The sequence below is a fragment of the Pseudoalteromonas aurantia genome, assembly GCF_005886875.1.
GTDB lineage: Bacteria > Pseudomonadota > Gammaproteobacteria > Enterobacterales > Alteromonadaceae > Pseudoalteromonas > Pseudoalteromonas aurantia_A.
Window position 1 is genome coordinate 35,739 of the sequence record NZ_PNBY01000074.1, and the last position, 19,842, is coordinate 55,580.

The 19,842-nt window shown below is 41.9% G+C and carries 17 protein-coding genes and 1 pseudogene; 7 read left to right on the forward strand and 11 right to left on the reverse strand.

Annotation, left to right across the window (positions count from 1 at the left end; all coding sequences use genetic code 11):
• Positions 1-2: 2 nt before the first annotated feature.
• Positions 3-1,268, forward strand: a complete 1,266-nt coding sequence (locus tag CWC18_RS15270) for a metal-dependent hydrolase family protein (RefSeq protein WP_138675606.1) — start codon at positions 3-5, stop codon at positions 1,266-1,268.
• A gap of 90 nt (positions 1,269-1,358) precedes the next feature.
• On the opposite strand, the gene CWC18_RS15275 is transcribed toward CWC18_RS15270, so the two are convergent.
• Positions 1,359-3,356, reverse strand: a complete 1,998-nt coding sequence (locus tag CWC18_RS15275) for a S8 family serine peptidase (RefSeq protein WP_138592566.1) — start codon at positions 3,354-3,356, stop codon at positions 1,359-1,361.
• Positions 3,357-3,845: 489 nt separating this feature from the next.
• On the opposite strand from CWC18_RS15275, the gene CWC18_RS15280 reads away from it, so the two are divergent.
• The 5 genes from CWC18_RS15280 (at position 3,846) to phaC (ending at position 10,161) form a co-directional block, all read left to right on the forward strand.
• Positions 3,846-5,618, forward strand: a complete 1,773-nt coding sequence (locus CWC18_RS15280) for an ABC transporter transmembrane domain-containing protein (RefSeq protein ID WP_138675607.1) — start codon at positions 3,846-3,848, stop codon at positions 5,616-5,618.
• Positions 5,619-5,776: 158 nt separating this feature from the next.
• Complete coding sequence (locus CWC18_RS15285; protein WP_138675608.1) at positions 5,777-6,745, forward strand: LNS2 domain-containing protein; 969 nt, start codon at positions 5,777-5,779, stop codon at positions 6,743-6,745.
• 298 nt (positions 6,746-7,043) lie between these two features.
• Entirely contained in the window at positions 7,044-7,793 is a 750-nt protein-coding gene (locus tag CWC18_RS15290; RefSeq protein ID WP_138592563.1) for an SDR family oxidoreductase, read from the forward strand.
• A gap of 78 nt (positions 7,794-7,871) precedes the next feature.
• A complete protein-coding gene (locus CWC18_RS15295; RefSeq protein ID WP_138592562.1) occupies positions 7,872-8,222 on the forward strand; it encodes a phasin family protein in 351 nt (116 codons plus the stop codon).
• 169 nt (positions 8,223-8,391) lie between these two features.
• The gene (gene phaC, locus CWC18_RS15300; protein ID WP_138675609.1) at positions 8,392-10,161 is read left to right on the forward strand and encodes a class I poly(R)-hydroxyalkanoic acid synthase; all 1,770 of its coding nucleotides are present in this window, start codon (positions 8,392-8,394) and stop codon (positions 10,159-10,161) included.
• 63 nt (positions 10,162-10,224) lie between these two features.
• On the opposite strand, the pseudogene CWC18_RS15305 reads toward phaC, so the two are convergent.
• From CWC18_RS15305 to CWC18_RS15345, 9 genes and pseudogenes are all read right to left on the reverse strand, one after another.
• Positions 10,225-10,526 (reverse strand): annotated as a pseudogene (locus CWC18_RS15305) (AzlD domain-containing protein).
• Complete coding sequence (locus tag CWC18_RS15310; protein ID WP_171041125.1) at positions 10,523-11,023, reverse strand: AzlC family ABC transporter permease; 501 nt, start codon at positions 11,021-11,023, stop codon at positions 10,523-10,525. Before CWC18_RS15310 ends, CWC18_RS15305 begins: the two are co-directional and overlap by 4 nt.
• A gap of 144 nt (positions 11,024-11,167) precedes the next feature.
• Positions 11,168-11,392, reverse strand: a complete 225-nt coding sequence (locus tag CWC18_RS15315; protein WP_249348214.1) for a helix-turn-helix transcriptional regulator — start codon at positions 11,390-11,392, stop codon at positions 11,168-11,170.
• 298 nt (positions 11,393-11,690) lie between these two features.
• On the reverse strand, positions 11,691-13,358 hold the full coding sequence (locus tag CWC18_RS15320) for a CocE/NonD family hydrolase (protein ID WP_138675611.1): 1,668 nt from the start codon (positions 13,356-13,358) through the stop codon (positions 11,691-11,693).
• A gap of 266 nt (positions 13,359-13,624) precedes the next feature.
• Complete coding sequence (locus CWC18_RS15325; RefSeq protein ID WP_138675612.1) at positions 13,625-14,737, reverse strand: RNA polymerase sigma factor; 1,113 nt, start codon at positions 14,735-14,737, stop codon at positions 13,625-13,627.
• A 285-nt stretch (positions 14,738-15,022) separates the two neighbouring features.
• The gene (locus CWC18_RS15330) at positions 15,023-15,226 is read right to left on the reverse strand and encodes a hypothetical protein (protein WP_138675613.1); all 204 of its coding nucleotides are present in this window, start codon (positions 15,224-15,226) and stop codon (positions 15,023-15,025) included.
• Between the two features lie 161 nt (positions 15,227-15,387).
• Positions 15,388-15,588 (reverse strand): hypothetical protein, encoded by a 201-nt coding sequence (locus CWC18_RS15335; RefSeq protein WP_138675614.1) that lies wholly within the window; start codon positions 15,586-15,588, stop codon positions 15,388-15,390.
• Between the two features lie 165 nt (positions 15,589-15,753).
• Positions 15,754-16,599, reverse strand: a complete 846-nt coding sequence (locus tag CWC18_RS15340; RefSeq protein ID WP_138675615.1) for an HDOD domain-containing protein — start codon at positions 16,597-16,599, stop codon at positions 15,754-15,756.
• 227 nt (positions 16,600-16,826) lie between these two features.
• Complete coding sequence (locus tag CWC18_RS15345) at positions 16,827-18,347, reverse strand: CYTH domain-containing protein (protein ID WP_138592554.1); 1,521 nt, start codon at positions 18,345-18,347, stop codon at positions 16,827-16,829.
• 164 nt (positions 18,348-18,511) lie between these two features.
• On the opposite strand from CWC18_RS15345, the gene CWC18_RS15350 reads away from it, so the two are divergent.
• Positions 18,512-19,147 carry a TIGR04211 family SH3 domain-containing protein gene (locus CWC18_RS15350; protein ID WP_138592553.1) on the forward strand — a complete coding sequence of 212 codons (636 nt, stop codon included), beginning with the start codon at positions 18,512-18,514 and terminating at the stop codon, positions 19,145-19,147.
• A 162-nt stretch (positions 19,148-19,309) separates the two neighbouring features.
• Here the strand turns inward: CWC18_RS15350 and CWC18_RS15355 are convergent, their stop codons facing one another.
• Positions 19,310-19,789 (reverse strand): winged helix-turn-helix transcriptional regulator, encoded by a 480-nt coding sequence (locus CWC18_RS15355; protein ID WP_138592552.1) that lies wholly within the window; start codon positions 19,787-19,789, stop codon positions 19,310-19,312.
• Between the last annotated feature and the right edge of the window lie 53 nt (positions 19,790-19,842).

The window sequence follows — 19,842 nt, forward strand, 5'->3', positions numbered from 1 at the left end:
CAATGAAGCTTAAATACATGTTATTTAGCCTAGCACTTGCCAGCATGTCAACGGCCTATGCCCAGACTACACTCCTATCAGCCAAGGCATACCTTGATGTAAAAAGTGGTAAACTGATCGACAACCCCACTCTATTAATAGAAAACAAAAAAATCGTTAGAGTATCAACACAAGGCCAATTGCGCCCTCCCAAGGGTGCGATAGTGATAAACTTACCAAATAAAATACTCCTGCCCGGCTTAATGGATATGCATGTGCACCTTACGACAGACGCGACAGATAATTTTTTAGCATCTCGTAATTACTCTATTCCCCGGCAAACCGTTAAAGCTGTAAAAAATGCCAAAATAACATTGCTCGCAGGCTTCACAACCGTGCGTAATTTAGGTGCTGCGGGGTATAGCGTCATAGCAACCCGTGACGGTATCAATGCCAATGAAATACCTGGCCCACGAATATTTAGTGCTGGACATGCCATTTCTATCACCGGCGGTCATTGCGACGATAATTTCAGTGCGCCAGAGAAAAAGTTACGCTCAGGGGGAGTCGCTGACGGGCCGTGGGCAGTCCGTGCTAAAGTAAGAGAAAATATAAAATATGGTGCTAACACCATTAAAGTATGTGCTACCGGCGGTGTCTTCTCAAAAGGTACTAAAGTAGGTGTACAACAATTTAGTGAACAAGAGCTCAAAGCCGCCGCAGATGAAGCGCACCTTAGAGGACTCGTCATTGCTGCACACGCGCATGGGACAAGTGGTATTAAAGCCGCGATCCGTGCCGGTATTGATAGCATTGAACACTGTAGCTTTATGGACAAAGAAGCAATTCAACTGGCCCTTAAGCACGGTACTTTTTTATCGTGTGATATCTACAATACCGAATATACATTAGCCTTTGGCGAGGCAAATGGTGTACCGCAAGAAAATATAAATAAAGAAAAACTTGTTTCTAAAGCGCAACGCGATAGCTTCACTAAAGCGGTTAATGCTGGCCTAAAAATGGTCTTTGGCTCCGATGCGGCAATTTACCCTCATGGGGATAACGCAAAGCAATTTTCTCGTATGGTAAAATTTGGTATGACGCCTTTACAAGCAATTCAATCGTCGACAATCAATAGTGCCGATTTACTCAAACTAGATAATGTAGGGCAAATCAAAGCTGGTTTTATGGCTGATATCATTGCAGTGGATGAAAACCCCCTAAAGAACATATCAACCCTTGAACAGGTCCGATTTGTAATGAAAGAAGGCACTGTTTTTAAACAATAATCGATCAAATCAAAGAGAAAAGCGCCTGTAAGTTTCCATAAAGGCGCTTTTATCACTTATAAATAATGGAAGCTATTTTAACAGTCGAGGTTATTTACATACACCTAAGTCAGTCCACACCTTCCAGTTGTTGCCAACATTGGAGTTTTGTTCTGGGTTTTTGTTACTGTGCCACCAGTTATTACTATATTTTTTGCCATTGTACGATACTAGCGTACCTGGCTTACTGTATGTTTTACTCGCAGACCATGCTTCAATCCCGTCACAACCAGACACTACGTCACCATCAGTAACCGTGATTGATTTATTAAAGCTTGATGCTGCCCCTTCGTTATCCGTAACTGTTAGTTCAATCGCATAGGTACCGGCTGTAGCAAATGTGTATGATGTTGCAGAACCAGTCGCAACTTGGCCTGCAATATTCCAATCAAACTGTGTGATTTGACCATCCGCATCTCGGCTGCTGCTAGCATCAAATGAACAACTCAGTGCTGTACACTGTGTATCAAATTGCGCAATGGGTGCTTGGTTTTGTGCCGAACCAGCACAGCCATTTTGCGTTAAGTAATCTGTTGCTGCCTTCGCTTGAACTAAACCATAGCCAAACTGATGATCACGCCCTACGCTGCCTAAATCAACCGTTGTTGCATTCAAAGCGTTACGAATTTCTACGTTAGTACATTGTGTATGGTTGCTCCAAACTAATGCAGCAACACCTGCAACGTGCGGACTTGCCATAGATGTACCCGACTTAACGTCGTAATCTGAAATGCTTTCAAGTTGTGCTGTAACTTGCGATGCAACATACGGCTTCAAGCTATTTCCCGAAGCTTGCGTTAACGCTAATACAGGAATTGTTACACCATGATTCGCGTTATCTCCCAAAGTACCACCAAAAGAACCCGCCGCGTTGTTATACACTAATGCAGCAATACCGCCACCAGCTTGACAGTTCAACGCTTTACTAGCGAAAGTCGCGCCACCACGCTCAATTAAACAAATTTTTGCAGGGGCTGTACATGTACTAAGTGCTTGGCCACAATCCGCAAGTTCAGCTGTTAGCTTACCTTCTACTGAATGTGTCATACCACTGGCACTAAATGCTGAACCACCTGATACCGTCACACCCGCAACAACACCTGTTCCTCTAGGCACAGTTGACAAAACATCGGTGCCTGGGCCTGAAATCTCAACTTGCGCATTATACTGAGACGAATCATTTTTGTTACGGTCTCTATCAATATTAGCTACAGATACAACGCTGTCATAACTTGCCGGATAGCTAAGTGTTGCGTCACCACCATTACCAGCCGCCGCGATGATCAAAACACCTTTGTTGTAGGCCGCATTTAGACGATCTTCTAAGTATTGGCTTTTTGAAGCCCCCCCTAAGCTCATGTTAATTACTTTTGCGCCATTTTCGACACAATTATCTACAGCACGACCAATTCGCGAATTTAGACCTTGTTTGCCTTCATCATCAAAGACACGCACAGAATGAATGCCCACTTTATTACTTGGTAATACACCGACAACCCCCACGCTGTTGTTAATTGCGGCAATCGAACCTGCAACGTGCGTCCCGTGGCCTGATCCATCTTTGTACCATAAACCAACAGCCGCATCAGCAAAGCCGGTTGCGTTTTGTGGCAAATCGGGATGGCCTAAGTCATAGCCTGAATCAATGATACATACCTTGATTTGATCTACATTCGTATCTGATACTAAATTAGCTTGTACTTGCGCAATGCCATAAGGGCTTGTCTGTGATGTTGAAAATGGCGTGTATTCGAAGTCTTCTTCGATGTAAGCAAACTGGCCTGACGCATTCATTAATGCAACTTGCTCTTCAGTTAATGTCATCGTAACGACTTGCTCTGCGACATTTGACACCAAAGTATCAACAATATTCTGATTCATCACATCATTAATTGTATGCTGTGCTTGTGTGTTTAGCTGTTGAGTGTGAGCTTGAGTGCCCTTGTTCATTTTAACAATATATGTTTGCTCGGCATGAGCTTGGTTTGAAAAGCTGCTGGCAGCGATTAATGACAATGCGACTGTATTTAACTTAAAACTATTGCTCATTATGAACTTCCTTCGTGCGAATTATTATTTTTATGGCGCATCCACTGTGCAGGAGGTTGTCCTTTCTTACTTGAGTTATTCACAGTATATCTGTACCCAAATACGCTGTGTAATTTTCGGTACAAGCTACCGTAATAAAATCATGCATGCAATAAATATTTAACTTAATCGACTAAATATTTAAATAATTGTATACAAAAAGGCAGCAAGTTAGCTTCGAGAGTACCTGTATATCCACTTTGGGCTCGAACCGCCAATAGAAAAATAACGCATTGATTTATATAAAAAGTAAGGATTCATTAAGATAAGAGTTAGACACAAAACATAAAGTGTTACAGTAAATACAAAAGAGTCGTGTGTCACGCATATACAACATGCCTGAAACACACGTATTCTGCGTAAAATTCATTCTCAGCTTAACCATTTGACTGTGATAATTGCCCCAATCAACTTATAACCCCAGGAACAGTAAACGTGCAGAGTGACCAGATGAGCGAACAAAACAGCAACACTTCAAGTAACAAAAAACTGTCAATTTTGTTTGAATTGAAGCGCTTTATTCGTCCCTATTTAGGCCGAACTATCATAGCAGCCACGGCACTAATATTTACCTCAGGGTTGACCCTTTCTATTGGTCAAGGCGTCAGGTTATTAATTGATCAAGGCTTTGCTGAGCAGTCTCTTGAGCAGCTACAGCATGCCGTACAATTTATTTTACTCATTACTGTGCTGATCTCTATCGGCACATACGCACGATTTTACTTAGTGTCATGGATAGGTGAACGAGTCAGTGCTGATATTCGTTTAGCCGTGTTTAATCACGTGATATCTCTGCACCCAAGTTATTTCGAAACCACAAAAAGTGGCGATATCATGTCACGCCTCACCACAGATACAACGCTCCTCCAAAGCATCGTGGGGTCATCATTATCGATGGCTATTCGTAGCGCTTTAATGCTCATTGGTGCATTATTTATGCTATTTGCGACCAATATCAAACTGACCCTGATCGTATTATGTGCAGTTCCTTTTATCTTAGTGCCCATTTTAGTCTATGGTCGCAAGGTAAGAACACTGTCTCGGCAAAGCCAAGACTCCATGTCCGATGTGGGTAGTTATGCGGGTGAAGCGATTGAGCACATAAAAACAGTGCAAAGTTACACACAAGAGAGCGCTGAGAAAACCTCATTTAAAAACGAGGTTGAGCAAGCTTTCGCGATAGGTCGTCGTCGAATACAGCAACGTGCAACATTGATCGCGGGCGTTATTATTATCGTTTTTGGTGCCATTACCGGTATGCTTTGGGTGGGGGGGAGCGACGTTATCTCTGGTCATATGAGCGGCGGGGACTTAGGTGCATTTGTCTTTTATGCTATTTTAGTCGCATCTTCGTTAGCCACAATTTCTGAGGTGATTGGAGAGTTACAACGAGCCGCTGGCGCGACCGAGCGACTCATAGAAATACTACAAGCGAAAAGTCTCATTCAAGCCTCGTATGTGACATCACTCAATGCAGGCTCTCTCGCTGCGCAAATAACCGTTAAAGATGTTTGCTTTAACTACCCTTCTCGCCCGAATCAAGCCGCGACTAAACACCTAAACTTAACCATAGAACAAGGCAAAGTGTTAGCACTTGTAGGGCCCTCAGGCGCCGGGAAAAGTACCTTATTTGAACTTCTACAGCGATTTTACGATCCTCAATCAGGCAAAATCCTCTTAGACAACGTTGATATTCGCGATCTTTCCCCGCAGGATTTACGACAACAAATGGCCATTGTGCCTCAACAACCAGCACTATTTAGTAGCGACGTGATGCATAATATTCGGTACGGCAACGAACTAGCAAGTGATGAACAAGTCATTGAAGCTGCCAAGAAAGCTTATGCTCACGAATTCATTCTTGCCTTACCTGATGGCTATAACAGCTTTTTAGGTGAACGTGGAGTAAGGTTATCGGGCGGTCAAAAACAACGTATTGCGATTGCACGTGCAATCTTAAAAGACCCACACATTTTATTATTAGATGAAGCAACCAGTGCCCTAGACAGTGAGAGTGAATATCACGTACAACAAGCACTTGACACTCTCATGCACAATCGAACGACCATTATTATTGCCCATCGCTTATCCACCATACAGCACGCTGACAAAATCGCTGTATTAGATGCAGGAAAACTCGTTGAAGTGGGCAATCACGAGCAATTATTGCAAAGCTGCGAACTGTATCAGCGCTTAGTGAAACTGCAATTCAAATCGGTTTAAAGCCACTTTAAAAAGAGGAGTCGCGTTTTTTCAGGTGCGACTCTCGCGAGGTTTAATAGGCCCTAGGTTTAATTAGGGCAAAAAATCAAAATTAAACATTTTTGCAACACAAAGTTTTTATTCTAAACTTTATCCACACTGGAAATTAAGGAAGAATAATGAAAAATACCTGTCTCGTTGCCACACTTTTTACTACCACTTTGTCAGTACAGGCGTTGCCAAAGTGCCCACAACCTGAGGTCATGGAGCGCACTATTGCGCCGCCCAATGTTGCCATAGCCCCCTACCATAATGCATTAAATCGTTTTATTACGTGGCTGCCCAATTATCATATGATCCATGATGAAGTGACTGCAGCGGGCCAACCTGTAACTGTCACAGCTAAATTTGATTATGGCAGTATCGCCCATAAAGATTTAGAGTTTGAAACGGTCCATTTCTACTTACGTGGAGAACATGACCCTGACTGGCAGTTCATTGAGCAAGCAATAACAAATCATGATGGTAAAGCCAGCGTCTCTTTACCCCCATTAACAGCCGGACAATATCGACTATATGCAGCAGTCCCTGCTGATGGCACTGGTACACAAGGTTTTTTGAGTGTTATCGACCCCAACACCCCTGCAGTATTATTTGATATAGACGGTACATTGACCGAGTCTGATGTAGAACAAATTGGCGATTATACTGGCATTAAACGCGCAGAGCCAAAAGAAGCCGCATACGCACTCGTGCGTCGATATATTGATTTAGGCTATCAACCCATCTATTTAACAGCTCGCGTGTATTGGTACGCTAAAGGAACCAGAAGTTGGCTATCTTGGATGAACTTACCGCAAGGCTACCTACGAACATCGCTGAGCAACGAAACAAGCTTGTTCCGTACTGCCGAGTATAAAACGACACAAATTAACCAACTCAAAGCCAAAGGGCTCAACATTGTCAGAGCCTATGGGAATGCTAAAACTGACGCACAAGCCTTTATAAACTCGGGGGTGGGCGCATCAAACAGCTTTACAATTGGTGAAGATGCTGGACATTTTGGCACCTCAGCTATTCTAGGTAACAGCTATCGTGAGCACATAACGCAAGAAGTTGACACTTTTCCACTAGCCCAATGTGAATAATTAAACTGGCTAAAACGACTCAAGTTAGACTTATTACTCACAAATATTAATTTACAAATAATTAACACCTATATCAGCCATAAATATGCGAAATACAGCAAATTCTCTAGTTTGCATTAAGTTTATAGGCAGTTAAAGCTACGTGTATTAAAAATGACACCCTTTTGTTACTTGAACGTCATGTTCACCATCAACAATGAGGTTATCACTTTAAACCTTTCTAGTGCCATGCCAAACGCATTAGAGAACGTAGTAAAGGTTTGCAGTTAATTTGCTACAACAGATACGGAGTATCATTATGGAAAATCAACAAACAGCCATTGTCACTGGCGCCTTTGGTGGAATTGGAACTGCGATCGCTAAGCAGCTTGCTAATGCCAATTATTTTATTATTGCCGTTGCAAGTGAACGCCGAACACAAGCAAATTATGATGCTTGGTTGAACCAAACCCAGATAAACCCCTCTCAAGTCAAACCTCTTTTTTTAGATGTGACTAATGTACAAGCGTGTGAAGCACAACTCACTGACACAATTGTTGAACGGGGCCGCATTGATGTATTAGTGAATAATGCAGGGATCACTCGTGATACATCATTTAAAAAGATGTCATCAACGCAATGGAATGAAGTTATAAATACGAACCTCAATTCACTGTTTAATATGACACAACCGCTTTTTGCACATATGTGTAATAACAAATACGGTCGCATCATTAATATTTCCAGCGTTAATGGCCAAAAAGGTCAATTTGGTCAAGCCAATTACGCCGCAGCCAAAGCGGGTATGGTCGGGTTTACCAAATCATTAGCTTATGAAGGGGCAAGAGCTGGTGTGACCGTAAATGTCATCGCTCCGGGTTATACCGAAACGCCAATGGTTGCCGCTATGCGCCAAGACGTACTAGACAATATAAAAGCCCAAGTCCCTATGCAACGGCTTGCTTCACCTGATGAAGTTGCACATGCCGTAGTGTATTTGGCCTCAGAGAAAGCGGCCTATATTACGGGTGAAACACTCGCGCTTAACGGTGGTTTATACATGAACTAAATCTAAGTTGGGTCATCACGGCCTAATACAGATACCCCATGCAGTATTTATTAATGAACGTTAAAAGGACCAGCAATCATGTACACAGATCTATTAAAAACATTTTCAGAGCAAAATGAAAAGCTTCTATCACCTATGCTTAAGTTCAACCAATTAGTTGCACAAAATATTGAACAACTTGCAAGCATTCAAGTAAATGCGGTGCAGAACTTTTCAAATACCTCAGTAGCACAAGTTAAAGCTGCTGCAGACGTAAAAGATGCAAAGTCATTCGTTGATTTTAATGCAAGCCAAGTTAACGTCTTGAATAATATCAGCCAACAAATGATTGAGGATGGTCAAAAGCTATCTCAATTAGGTCAAGAGTTCAAAGACAATCTTGAAGAGTTAACAAAAGAGAACCTTCAAGCAGCTCAAACACCGGCTTAATCGCGCATCAATTTGCTAAGCCGAATCATTACATCACGTAATCATTCGCCAACTTGAGGTGTGTGATGGTCACCGTGTTTAAGTATAGATTTATGTAAACACACTAATGACCTAGCGCACCTACTCCTTGTTGTTATTGATATTAACCAATGCCATTAGGACGAACGTAATGGATACTCAAGATAAAGATCTAAACCAAACTCTGAATGCATGGTGGCAATACAACCAAGACATGTACACTGCATTCAATAATTCGTTATTCAAAGATAACCCTGTGCAAAAGGCACTTTCTGAACAAAGTAACCGTGATTTTAGTGCATGGCTCGATGCCATAATAAAAAAACCTGAAACCATGCAAAAAAACCAATTAGATTGGTGGCAAAACCAACTACACATTATTCAACAAACTTTCGCCCCCACAGATCTCGACAATACAACACAAGCCGTGACAGAAGAGAGAGGCGATCGCCGCTTTAAAGCCGATGAATGGCAAGAAAACCCGTGGTTCAATTATATCAAGCAAAGCTATTTACTCTTTGGCCAATCATTACTGAGTTCAATTCGTGAAACCCCGGGGCTTGACGACAAACTGAAAGAGCGCTTAGAATTTTTTGCTCGACAAACCGTGAACTCACTGTCGCCGTCAAATTTTATCTCTACTAACCCAGAACTGTTAAAGCTAACTTTAGACTCTAACGGACAGAACCTCATTGACGGCTTTGAGTTATTTAAAAGCGATTTAGAAAAAGGCGGAGACATGCTGCGGATCAGCATGACAGATGAAAGCGCCTTTGAATTAGGCACTGATTTAGCAACGACACCAGGGCGTGTTGTCTACCAAAATCATTTATTTGAGCTCATTCAATATAACGCCAGCAGTGATGAAGTGTATCAAGTCCCTCTCTTATTCGTGCCGCCGTTTGTCAATAAGTATTATATTCTTGACTTACAAAGCAGTAATTCGATGGTGAAGTGGGCGGTTGAACAAGGTCATACCGTTTTCATGATGTCGTGGAAAAACCCAGATATCAGTATGAAAGATATTGGCTTTGAAGACTATGTGGTTGATGGCGTCATAGCCGCCGTTGATGCCATAGAAAAACACACTGGTGAAAGTGATATTAATGCAATCGGTTACTGTATTGGAGGGACGCTTTTAGCAACAGCCATGGCTTACTTTGTTTCAAAGCGAATGAAACAAAGGATAAAAAGTGCCACGCTACTTACAACCCTGCTGGATTTCTCACAACCTGGTGAGCTCGGTGTTTTTGTCAATGAACCCACAGTGAGTGCGCTGGAAGCATACAATACACAAAATGGCATTATGCACGGGCATATGCTCGGCACCTCATTCAGCATGCTTAGAGAAAATAGCCTTTATTGGAATTATTACGTCAATAATTACCTAAAAGGCAAAGCACCAATGAGTATGGATTTATTGTATTGGAACAGCGATAGCACCAACTTAACCGCTAACTGCCATAACTTTATGCTCAGAGAACTGTACTTAGAAAATAAGCTTATTTGTGAAAAGCAAGTCAGTATTCGCGGTACTAAAATCGACTTAAGCAAAATTAAACAACCCATTTATATGCTCTCCACAAGAGACGATCATATTGCGCTTTGGCAAGGCACTTTTAAAGGCGCTCAGCAGACCAGTAAAAATGTCACTTTTGTACTGGGAGAGTCAGGGCACATAGCCGGCGTAATTAACCCGCCACAAGCCAATAAATATGGCTACTGGTTTGGCCCTGACGCAACAGGCGACCCCCAAGATTGGTTTGACAAAGCTAGACATAGTAAAGGGTCTTGGTGGACACATTGGCAAAAGTGGGTGACAAGCCACAACAGTGAAAAAGTCCCTGCGCGTGCAACTCACACAGAAGATGCCCCCGGTATTTATGATGCCCCCGGTGAATACGTCAAAGTAAAACTTTAGCCCAAAAGGTGAGGAACTACTTTTAGGGTAGTAACTCACCTTTTCTTTTACTCATCATCGGGTTTATAACACAAAGAAAAATAACCCCATACTACCAAGCACTGTCACTAAGGTATTACGAGTTAACACAATAAGTAAACAGGCGACTACTGCGCCAATAAAGTAACGGCTTTGCAGCCCAATATGTAATTGCTCACCGTCAATAAAGACCAAAGGTGCAGCAATCGCACTCAATACCGCAGGTGCAGAGTGGTTAATAACCGCTGAATGTTAGGGCTAAGCACCAAAGGCAGCCTAGGCTCTAAGAACACGTAACGACTGATAAAGATAATCGCTGCCATAGCGAATAAAACAGCCCAGCTCATAACACTTCTCTCCCTTTATTTTTGTACGCGACTTCAGTTATGTACCCTACCAACATACCGAGCACAGAAGATAAAAATAAACCCACCTGCCACTGAAAAAGCGCAAAAACAACGGCGCTATACGCCGCAACGGCAACACATACCAAGATGGGAAATGTTTTAATACTAGGCACAATCAACGCGATAAACGTCGCTACAATGGCAAAGTCTAACCCTAAGCTATACAGCTGTGGCATGGACATGCCAAGCACAATACCCAGCGTCGTTGCAAGATTCCATGCAATATAAAAGCAGCCACCTACTCCTAAGGCAAACCAGGGATCAGCCTTAAAGCTTTTAAACTTATCGGCCATCACAATAGCAAACATCTCATCGGTCAGTAAAAAGCCTAAGGCAATTCGCCATCGTGTAGGGAATGTGTGTAATGAAGGACGTAATGATAAACTATAGAGTATGTGCCGAGATGTGATCAAAACGGTCGTAAGCAAAATACCCACAGCGCCAATGCCAAAGGGAAAACAGCCAAAGCACCACGCATAAGCGAACCATATTTATTATAATTTTCTGAACTATGTATTCTAAAACCAAGCATTTTCATCATTATTACCTCATTGAATGATAGAAATACCCTACTCTATGCACTAATAAATAACTTGTACGTTATTGCAGCTCACAGCCTTAGCATAATGCCCAGGCGTCACCCCCATGGAACGTTTAAAGTGTCTGTGAAAATGGCTCTGGTCATGAAAACCACATGCAAGTGCGACATCAAGTTGATTATTACCTTGACGCAACAACCCTTTAGCATGCCTCAATCGCGCTTGAATTTGATAAGTATTTGGCGGCGAACCAAATTGCAGACGCATACGACGCTTATATCAAAATGCCCTATAACTGGCACTGGAAGTCACTGACTTGGAAAAAGCCTCCGGCTGATTGGCACACTCCATAAATCATCGCGCAAAATATGAATAACTTACTGGTGCTGGATATCACCTAACCCAAGCGCAGTAATACATGTGGCTGCTTTATAAAAGTATTCAATGCTTACAAAGCAGTCACATGGTTTGATGCAATAACGCCTGCTATACATCATGCAACAAAAGCGTCCCCCCTTTGCACCGCGTGTGACTTATTAAGCCAGTGAAACCTACTGCAACGCTATTATCGTATAAAGGGAATTGTCAGCTCAGATTCTCTGCCATTGCCGTATTCAATATCAATGTAATACGCCCGACGGTTTGGCTTTTTATATTGTGGATCTTGTGTATCAAGCGCCAGTACAACGCGATGTCCTTGAGGGACATCATAAGCGGTGGTAGTCATTTCTATATCTAGTTTAATAACTTCACCCGCCTTAGCTTTTGGGAGTGTATACACTCCATGAGTAATAAGTTTCGCCATACCAAGTGCATTCATATCATATAAGTAAGCAACTATCTGAGCCTGCTCTGCATGTGGCTGGACATATAAACTCACTGAGGGGTTGCCTCTTATTTTCATCTTGCTCACTGCTTTTGGCGATTGATAATAAATGCCACGTATATTTGAAGCCGCATATATATGACTGTATACCGGAACCTCCAGCTGCTCCAATAACTGCGAGAGTACAGGGATGCTGGTGGTAAATAAGGTGCCAGCCCAAGCATTTAAAGTGTTGTCTTTACTCTGTGATACGCCATACGGCGTTACCTCTAAATCCCCATTATCAAACCACGTTCTTGGATGTAAAAAATATCGCTGTGTTGCAATTTTTGTGTCCGATAATGAAGTAAACTGGTCAGTACTATCGCTAAACTTTACTTTCATATTGATGGGTTTATCACTGGGTAACCTATTTGGCTGTTGCTTTAAGTGTAAATCAAACCAGTGGTATACATTTTCCCATACAAGATTCTCGCCGATCCCCAATAGATCAGGTAAAACCTCAGCGGTACCATGGGTGCCTGGCAGCAAGTCGATGTATTTCGGGGTGGTTAATTGCTCAAATAGAGTCATTAAGCTATTTGGTTGAAATAGATTATCGCCATAGCTTTTCGCTAAATAGATGGCTGTACCATTGGCATTTAACTTATCAATATATTCTGAGGGAGAGCGTACTAACGCCCAATCAATGACCTCCGGTAATGTACTTTCATCGTGAGACTTTATTGCCTCCCAGTAACGAGGCACAGTGTCATCAAGGTTACCGGTTAATTGACCAGACAATGTTAATATCTCGCCCCAAGCCAGTCGCGGCGACTGATTGCCATATAGTGAATCAACCAGACTACCCCAGCTACTTAAGGCAGCCACAGCTTTAACCCGGCTGTCTTGTGCCGCCCCAATTAAACTTATACCTGAACCATACGATATGCCGCCCGTCCCAATCGCATTTACATCTACGGGATAGTTATCAATTAGAAAGTCTATGGCCTTGCTGTAATCAGCAATATCGTTGGGTCCTGCGGTATCAACCACCCCTTCAGAGCCACCAAACCCTCGCGTTGCATAGCTCAGTACAATATACCCACGTTCAGCCAAATAAGCGGCTTGCTTAATGTACTGGTACTCATTAAGTGCCCAGCTATTGATAAATATCACCGCAGGGAATTTTTCATCTAATTGCGTCGGTACAAATATATTTGCTTTTAGATTTAATCCATCCTCTGTTGTGATCTCAATAGAATCGTCAATGGTAAAGTGTTCTGAGCGAGGGAGAAGTAACTCTTGCGGCTTACTCAACCAATCAAGTATAGGTAGATGTGACGCTGCATTGGCATGAAGGCTTATAAGCGGCGTGCTAAATAGAGCCACCCATAATACCGTAAATATTCGAGTCATTATTTTCATTATGTATCCTTAACTGTTGTCATTTAATTGCAGCTAGTGCATGTACACCACTAGTTACAATTTATTTACTTTAGTCGGACATACTGAAGTTGCAAACTTTCTGATAACTCTTATGCTTGGGTAACAGGCTTTATTTCATCACCATAAAAGTTCCAAATGTTGAATTTCAAAAACTGTTACTCCTCAGCTACTCCCCCCGAACTTTTTGCCACAAAGGTTCTCTATCGTCTTGATTAATAAACTCCTAGGCTGTGCTCAAAGGGCATTTACAGTAAGGATGTAAAACGGCCACTGTTTTCAAGACCAAAATAAAGCCCTGTCCCCCCACTTAATACACCAACAATGAGGCCAACCAATCCCGCTGCTTTTTGCGCAACTCTTTGACCCTGGTTAGCACTTGAATTCAGTTGTTGAGTAATCAAACGAATATGTAACGTGCTCCAAACCAACCAGCAAGAAATGATCATAAAACCCAATACCGGGAGTAACCACCCTTGCGTAGATGCATAGCCTAGCGCCATAACACCGGTCCCAGCTCCAACTGCAATGAAGCCGTGATTTCGTAATTTTTTTACTGCCTGTTTAGCGTACTCATCATCTAGCTGACTAGACACTAAGCGAGTACTCAGCCAAATCGCAAGCATCGCAATCATGCCGCCAATCCCCGCCCCACCTAACATCATCAATAACTTACTGTACCAAGATGTTGGCGCCGCAACGGCTCCAATCGACGCCGCAACAGGGGTTGATGATATGCTTATAGTGATAAGACTCGCCAACTCGATTGGTGCATTGGCTAAAATAACACGGCCATAGTCATTTAATATTTGTGACTTAATTTTTTCTCGCACTCTCTGTAAACGCTTTCTAACTGTGGCTGGCGCCAGATCAAGTAAATGTGCGACAGCTTCACAACTTTGTTCTTCTCTATAGTACAGTAACGTGATCTCTCGAGATTCTTCAGGGAGTTGTTCAATCAGATGCGCAATGAGTTGGCTTTGTTCAGCTCGTTGCAGCGTAGTGTCTAAATCAGTTCCTGCGCAAGATAACTTCGCGAGCAACCTTTCGGCAGACTCCGCATCTATATCAACGTTTACAATAGTACGACGCAAACTATTCATTGCCGTATAACGCGTGATTTGTCGCACCCAAGGTAAAAAACTACTCGCTTCCTTAAGTTGCTTTATATCAGTCCATACTTTTATATATACTTTTTGTACTACATCTTTAGCGGCATCAATATCGCGGACAACTCCTAAAGCAATACACTCGACAACATTGCTTGAATGCTTTACTAAAGATGTAAAAGCATCCACATTGCCCATTTTTGCCAGTCGTACTTGGGTTTTCAATTCAGTTTCAGTGAGCGTGCTAGTCATGTTTTTCTCTCATTAAATTAAGCGTACTTATAAGACACAACCCAAGCACGCAGTGTGACTATTAAACTCATATTGTTATTAATTTATATTTTATGAAGGAAGAAGCTTTCAATGCGAAAAACTTCATAAAACCCTAACGACGTCTAGTATCGGCTAGGGTTTATAGGCTATGAAAGCTTACGGCTCATTACCATCTTGCCCTGCCCATTACCAAGACGGGTACAATGTCCCGTTTACGGTAGCATTATTACCGAGTAAAATCGATTGTGGTTTATCGACACCCACCTAGTTACTGGCTATGGAATGCTCTAGTTCAAACACCACATTACCATATAAAAAATACGGCCACGTAATAGATGAATTACGATAGGCAGCAAACAGAGTTTGCCCACCCATCTGCAATTGGGCAAGAGTGCTTTCACGGTTAACCTCTGCTAAAGCTTTGCCCCATACCATTAAAGACTCTACATGGGTTTTGTTATCTCCCAAAAAATAACCATTGCCCGACACCTGAACAGCGATATAGAGTCTCTTAATAAACGAATTGATCCACTTTGATGCGTATCATTACTAATTTTTATATCTCGTTTGTGAATAACAATGGGGCCGTGGCATTGGCCAGAAATCACAAACCTAGTCGTGCGTGTTGATCAACGGCTGTTGTAAATTGCTCTACTGAGTGCAGATGGATCTATGTGGCAACTCACAGGTGACGCCCAAAGTGATGTTATGTTGGTTGGCTCACTCACCGATTGACTATTTGGTGCTTCACTCTGCGCAACAGTATAGCCTGAACTTAAACTTGCGATGGCAAAGCATGCAGCTGCCCACTTACGTTGGTGATGAGTCATTAAACTATCCTTTTAATGTGTACATGTTGTGTTTTTTACTTTTACTCAGAGCCAACGCCGTTACAGCAAATATCAAAAGTCAGCGCTAACTCAAAATAAAACATTAATGCTACGACTAAACAACCACAAAAAATGTACAAAAAAAACATGAAAAAAACATCACGTTTAGTGAATGAAAAACTCCTCAACATCTTCTTTTATATCTGTGTACTCATCATCGCTGAGCTCAAGCGCTACCATCACGTTGTCTCTAAATGCATGCCAATCAGCACATGAACGGAAATATTTGGCTTCAAAGGCTAAATTCTCAGCCAGTTTTAATGCTGCAAACGTCGCCTTGGTCACGGGGTCTAAGGTCCCATTTAAATACTCAGGGTCATGGTGACGTAAAATCATCTGGCAAATAGGTTTGGGTAAATGCCAAGAAGTTGCTAAAAAATACCCCACAATAGTATGGTTCGCTGGATAAACTTGTTCTTCATACATAACGAGAGTTTTCTCTGGTCGTTGTGTTGCCTTGGTTAGCAGCTCAGAATAGTTGTCGTATTTCATAGCCATTACCGGGATACCCGCATCATGAAATAGCCCTACGAGCTGTAAATTCTCAACCGGGATCGTTGGTTTGATTTGCTGACCAATCAGCATCGCTATTTGCGACAGTTCTGAAGCATTGTCCCAAAACCGTTCAAGCGAAATACCACAATCACTTTGGCTAAAGGCATTTTTCAATAGGTGACCTGTTACAAGCTGAGTAATGCAATTAACCCCTAAAAACATCACCGCTTGCTTAATATCTGTCACAGATCGAGACATACCATAGGCAGGTGAATTAATCACTTTCAGCACCGCTGCAGACGTTGCCACATCTTCCAAGATGATTTTTGCAATCGCCCCGAGCTCCGGCTCATCTTGGTTTAACTCAACTTGCAGCTTTTGTAGTATTTCGGGCTTAGCTGGCAAGCTAAACCCAGAACGTAGATCACTCAGTACTTTGTCGTCAATATCAATCATAATACCTAACTACGAGAGAGAAAGATTTTATGAGTGTAGTCGAACAATATTATGCTGTCTTGGCGAATACGCGTTAAAACAACACGCAATCATGAGTGGAGATTGCCGCTTGCGCTATGCATAACTTGGTGGTAACAGCCGCTTGTCAAACTGAGAATAAAGTTCATGGTGTGTCAGAGGAATAGAGCTTATTACTCGCACTCTGCCAATAATAAGCTACATGATATTCATCGCCAGTAAGGCTGCACATTCATAGAGGCATTACGGCTTTGTTCCATAGCACTGACTAAGAAGTCTGCTTTTTTCTCTAACCATGATTGAATATCTCTCAAAGCATCACTATCCTGACCTTGGCAAAGCTGCATTAAATATGACAAAGTATCGAGTTCATAAATGCCATAAACAATATCAATCCACGGCATTCTAAACTCCTGCCGCTCTTCTTTGTCGTATAACTGGCCTAAACAATTACCGCTAAGTAAGGTATTTTCAAGCTGATGGCGTAGTCGTAAATAATCGGTTTTAGTCAAAGCTTGATCTTCTGAAAGCTGCGCTTTTAAATTTCGCCAATCCGAGTCAAAAAAGCCTCTTGCAACATCACACACAGGTTGCTCTGCAGCATTGAGTGCTTTTTGATCCCAGTGCTGACGCCACTCTTTATCAACTAACCATCGAGTGAGCGTCAATATTAAGCGGTTGTAACGCGGACAATGAAATAAATCTTCAATGTCAGTTGCTGTCGGTTGCACATCTTTTAAATCACCAATCACTTGTGCAAGCTCTGGGGCACTGTTTATCTTTTTGTAATAAGCATGACGTTTTGACGTATAGGTTTTTAAATAAATGGCATTTTCGACCCAAACTAATTCATCCAATAGCCACTTAAATTCACTGCGTAAATGCTCAGTCGTGGTTTTATCTACAATATCAGCAAACAGACGAAACGTATGGCGAATAAGCGTTACACCGTCGATAACTCGCTTCAGTGTTTTTAAACTCGGTTTATTGAAGTAGCATTGTTCATGCTTTTGCACAAACTGAATACCGTAGTTGACTGCCGCAACTAACGCTTGCTCTTGCGTCGCTCCGGCTTGTAGTGGCACAAAACCAATAAACTTATTCGGTTTTAGTGGTTTATCATCGGCTAAACGATAACCTCTAGCTGCTTTTGAGTATAGCCCTAAGCGTAGCCCAGATACATTAATTAAATGATCCGCTAATAAAAACAAATCATCCCTAGTGCCTTCTACAAGCTCAATCTCAAGCTCAGATATGGGTTCTACTTTGCCTTGTGCAACCACTTCACCTTTATCCAATACTACTTCAATTTTACTGCCTTGCTCGGTTTCGATTAACCAAGTGCGACGAATAAAGTTCGTACTGAAGATCGGGAATAGATTTTCATTAATGCTACTAACTTGCATAGCATGAGGCCATATTCCTTGTGCAAACGCCATCAAATCAGGTTTTACTGACTGAAGAGGAAGATTGTATTCTGGTCGTTGATGCAAGCCACCAACCACCTCACCTGCCAATTTTATGGTTTGTTCACAGTCATTGTCACAGCAACGCGTTCTAAGCCCAATATCAAGTGCACGTAGTTCTCTGTTTGGGGTGTCGTAATATGCGTTTTTTAAATTCCGAGCGGGCTGGTTACTAACTGTTTTCGCAAATTGAGTGATGAGTCCTGGAATAAGAGGAACTTCATTGTCTGAAAGTAAAAACTTTAGTTCTATTTCAGTGTCCATTATGGCAAGTTGTTACCTATCTAATTATCGAACGCCCAAAATATACAATGCACCTGCAGTTTGCAATCTTTTTGCCGTATGTTCCAGGAAGTTTTCGCTATCTCTTGCTATTGCTCAATGAAATCCATACTATTTGAAAAAATTATTAAAACTTGGGTCGAGGGATGTTGAAACGAATTATATTACCCAGTGTATTTGCGCTCATGTCACACTTTTCAGCAGCACAAGACACTGAGCAATTACAGCTGGCTACAGCACCAGTAACGGCGGATGAACAGACCACTGATGATTTAGGGTTTATTGTAGATAACCTCTTCATCTACGCACATTCAGGTCCGGGGAAAAACTACCGTATTTTAGGGTCAATCGATGCGGGCACACAGATCCGTATAATCGCACAGCCGCAAAATGGTTATATTCAAATTATTGATGATAAAGAACGTGAAGTGTGGGTAGAAGACAAGTTTGTTTCCAAACAAGCCGGGTTAAAACAACAGCTCACGGCAGCTAACGAAATGCTGATTACCCTACAAAATGAGTTAGACAACACTCTAGGTCAATTACCGCAATTACAACAAAGTAATGACGACTTACAAAACGAAAACACACTGTTGCAAAATAGCATTGCGGATTTACAATCTCAATTAGCCACACAACGCCAAGAAAGTAATGTTAAAAAGCAAGATGAACAACACAAACTACTTGCCTATGGTGGTGGGATTGCATTTGCGGGGTTGTTCTTGGGCATTATATTAACCATCTTTTTGTCTCGCCGTAAACGTTACGACGGCTGGGCTTAAATCGCCAGACTAAACAACAAGGGCTGAAATATTCAGCCTTTGTCATTTATAAAGCTAAAGCGCTCTCAAATGAGCACTTTTATAACAGTACTTTTATAACAGTACTTTTATGAGAACGTTTTTCAATGAATGCTTTTTAGAGAGACTTTAAATATCACCGATTTATAAAACGGTTAAACCACTGTCTATTTTTATGTGCTCAATAACCATATAAGTATGATTTGTACTCACACCCGGCGTTTCAACAATCTTACCCAGCACTTCTCTATATTGCACCATATCCGCAACCCGAATAGTCACCAAGTAATCAAACCCACCAGCAACCATATCGCAGCTAACAACTTGTGGTATTTTCACAATGTGTTCTCTAAATACAGAAAATACCGCTTCTGTAGAGCTTTTTAACGTAATCTCTACATGTGCGACCAACGCTTGACCGAGCTTCGCAGAGTTTAAACGGGCGGAATAGCCTTCAATATATCCCTCTGATTCTAGCTTTTTCACTCTATCTAAACACGGGCTTGGGCTCAAATTAACCTCTTTTGCCAAGTTAACATTCGAAATTCGACCATTCTTTTGCAACACGTCTAATATTGCTAAATCAATCCGGTCTAATACGCGAGTTCTAGTAGAAGTTGTCATGCAGCATTTAATTCTGTTTATGAGAGAGTTATCCCGCTAATTTACCGTATTTT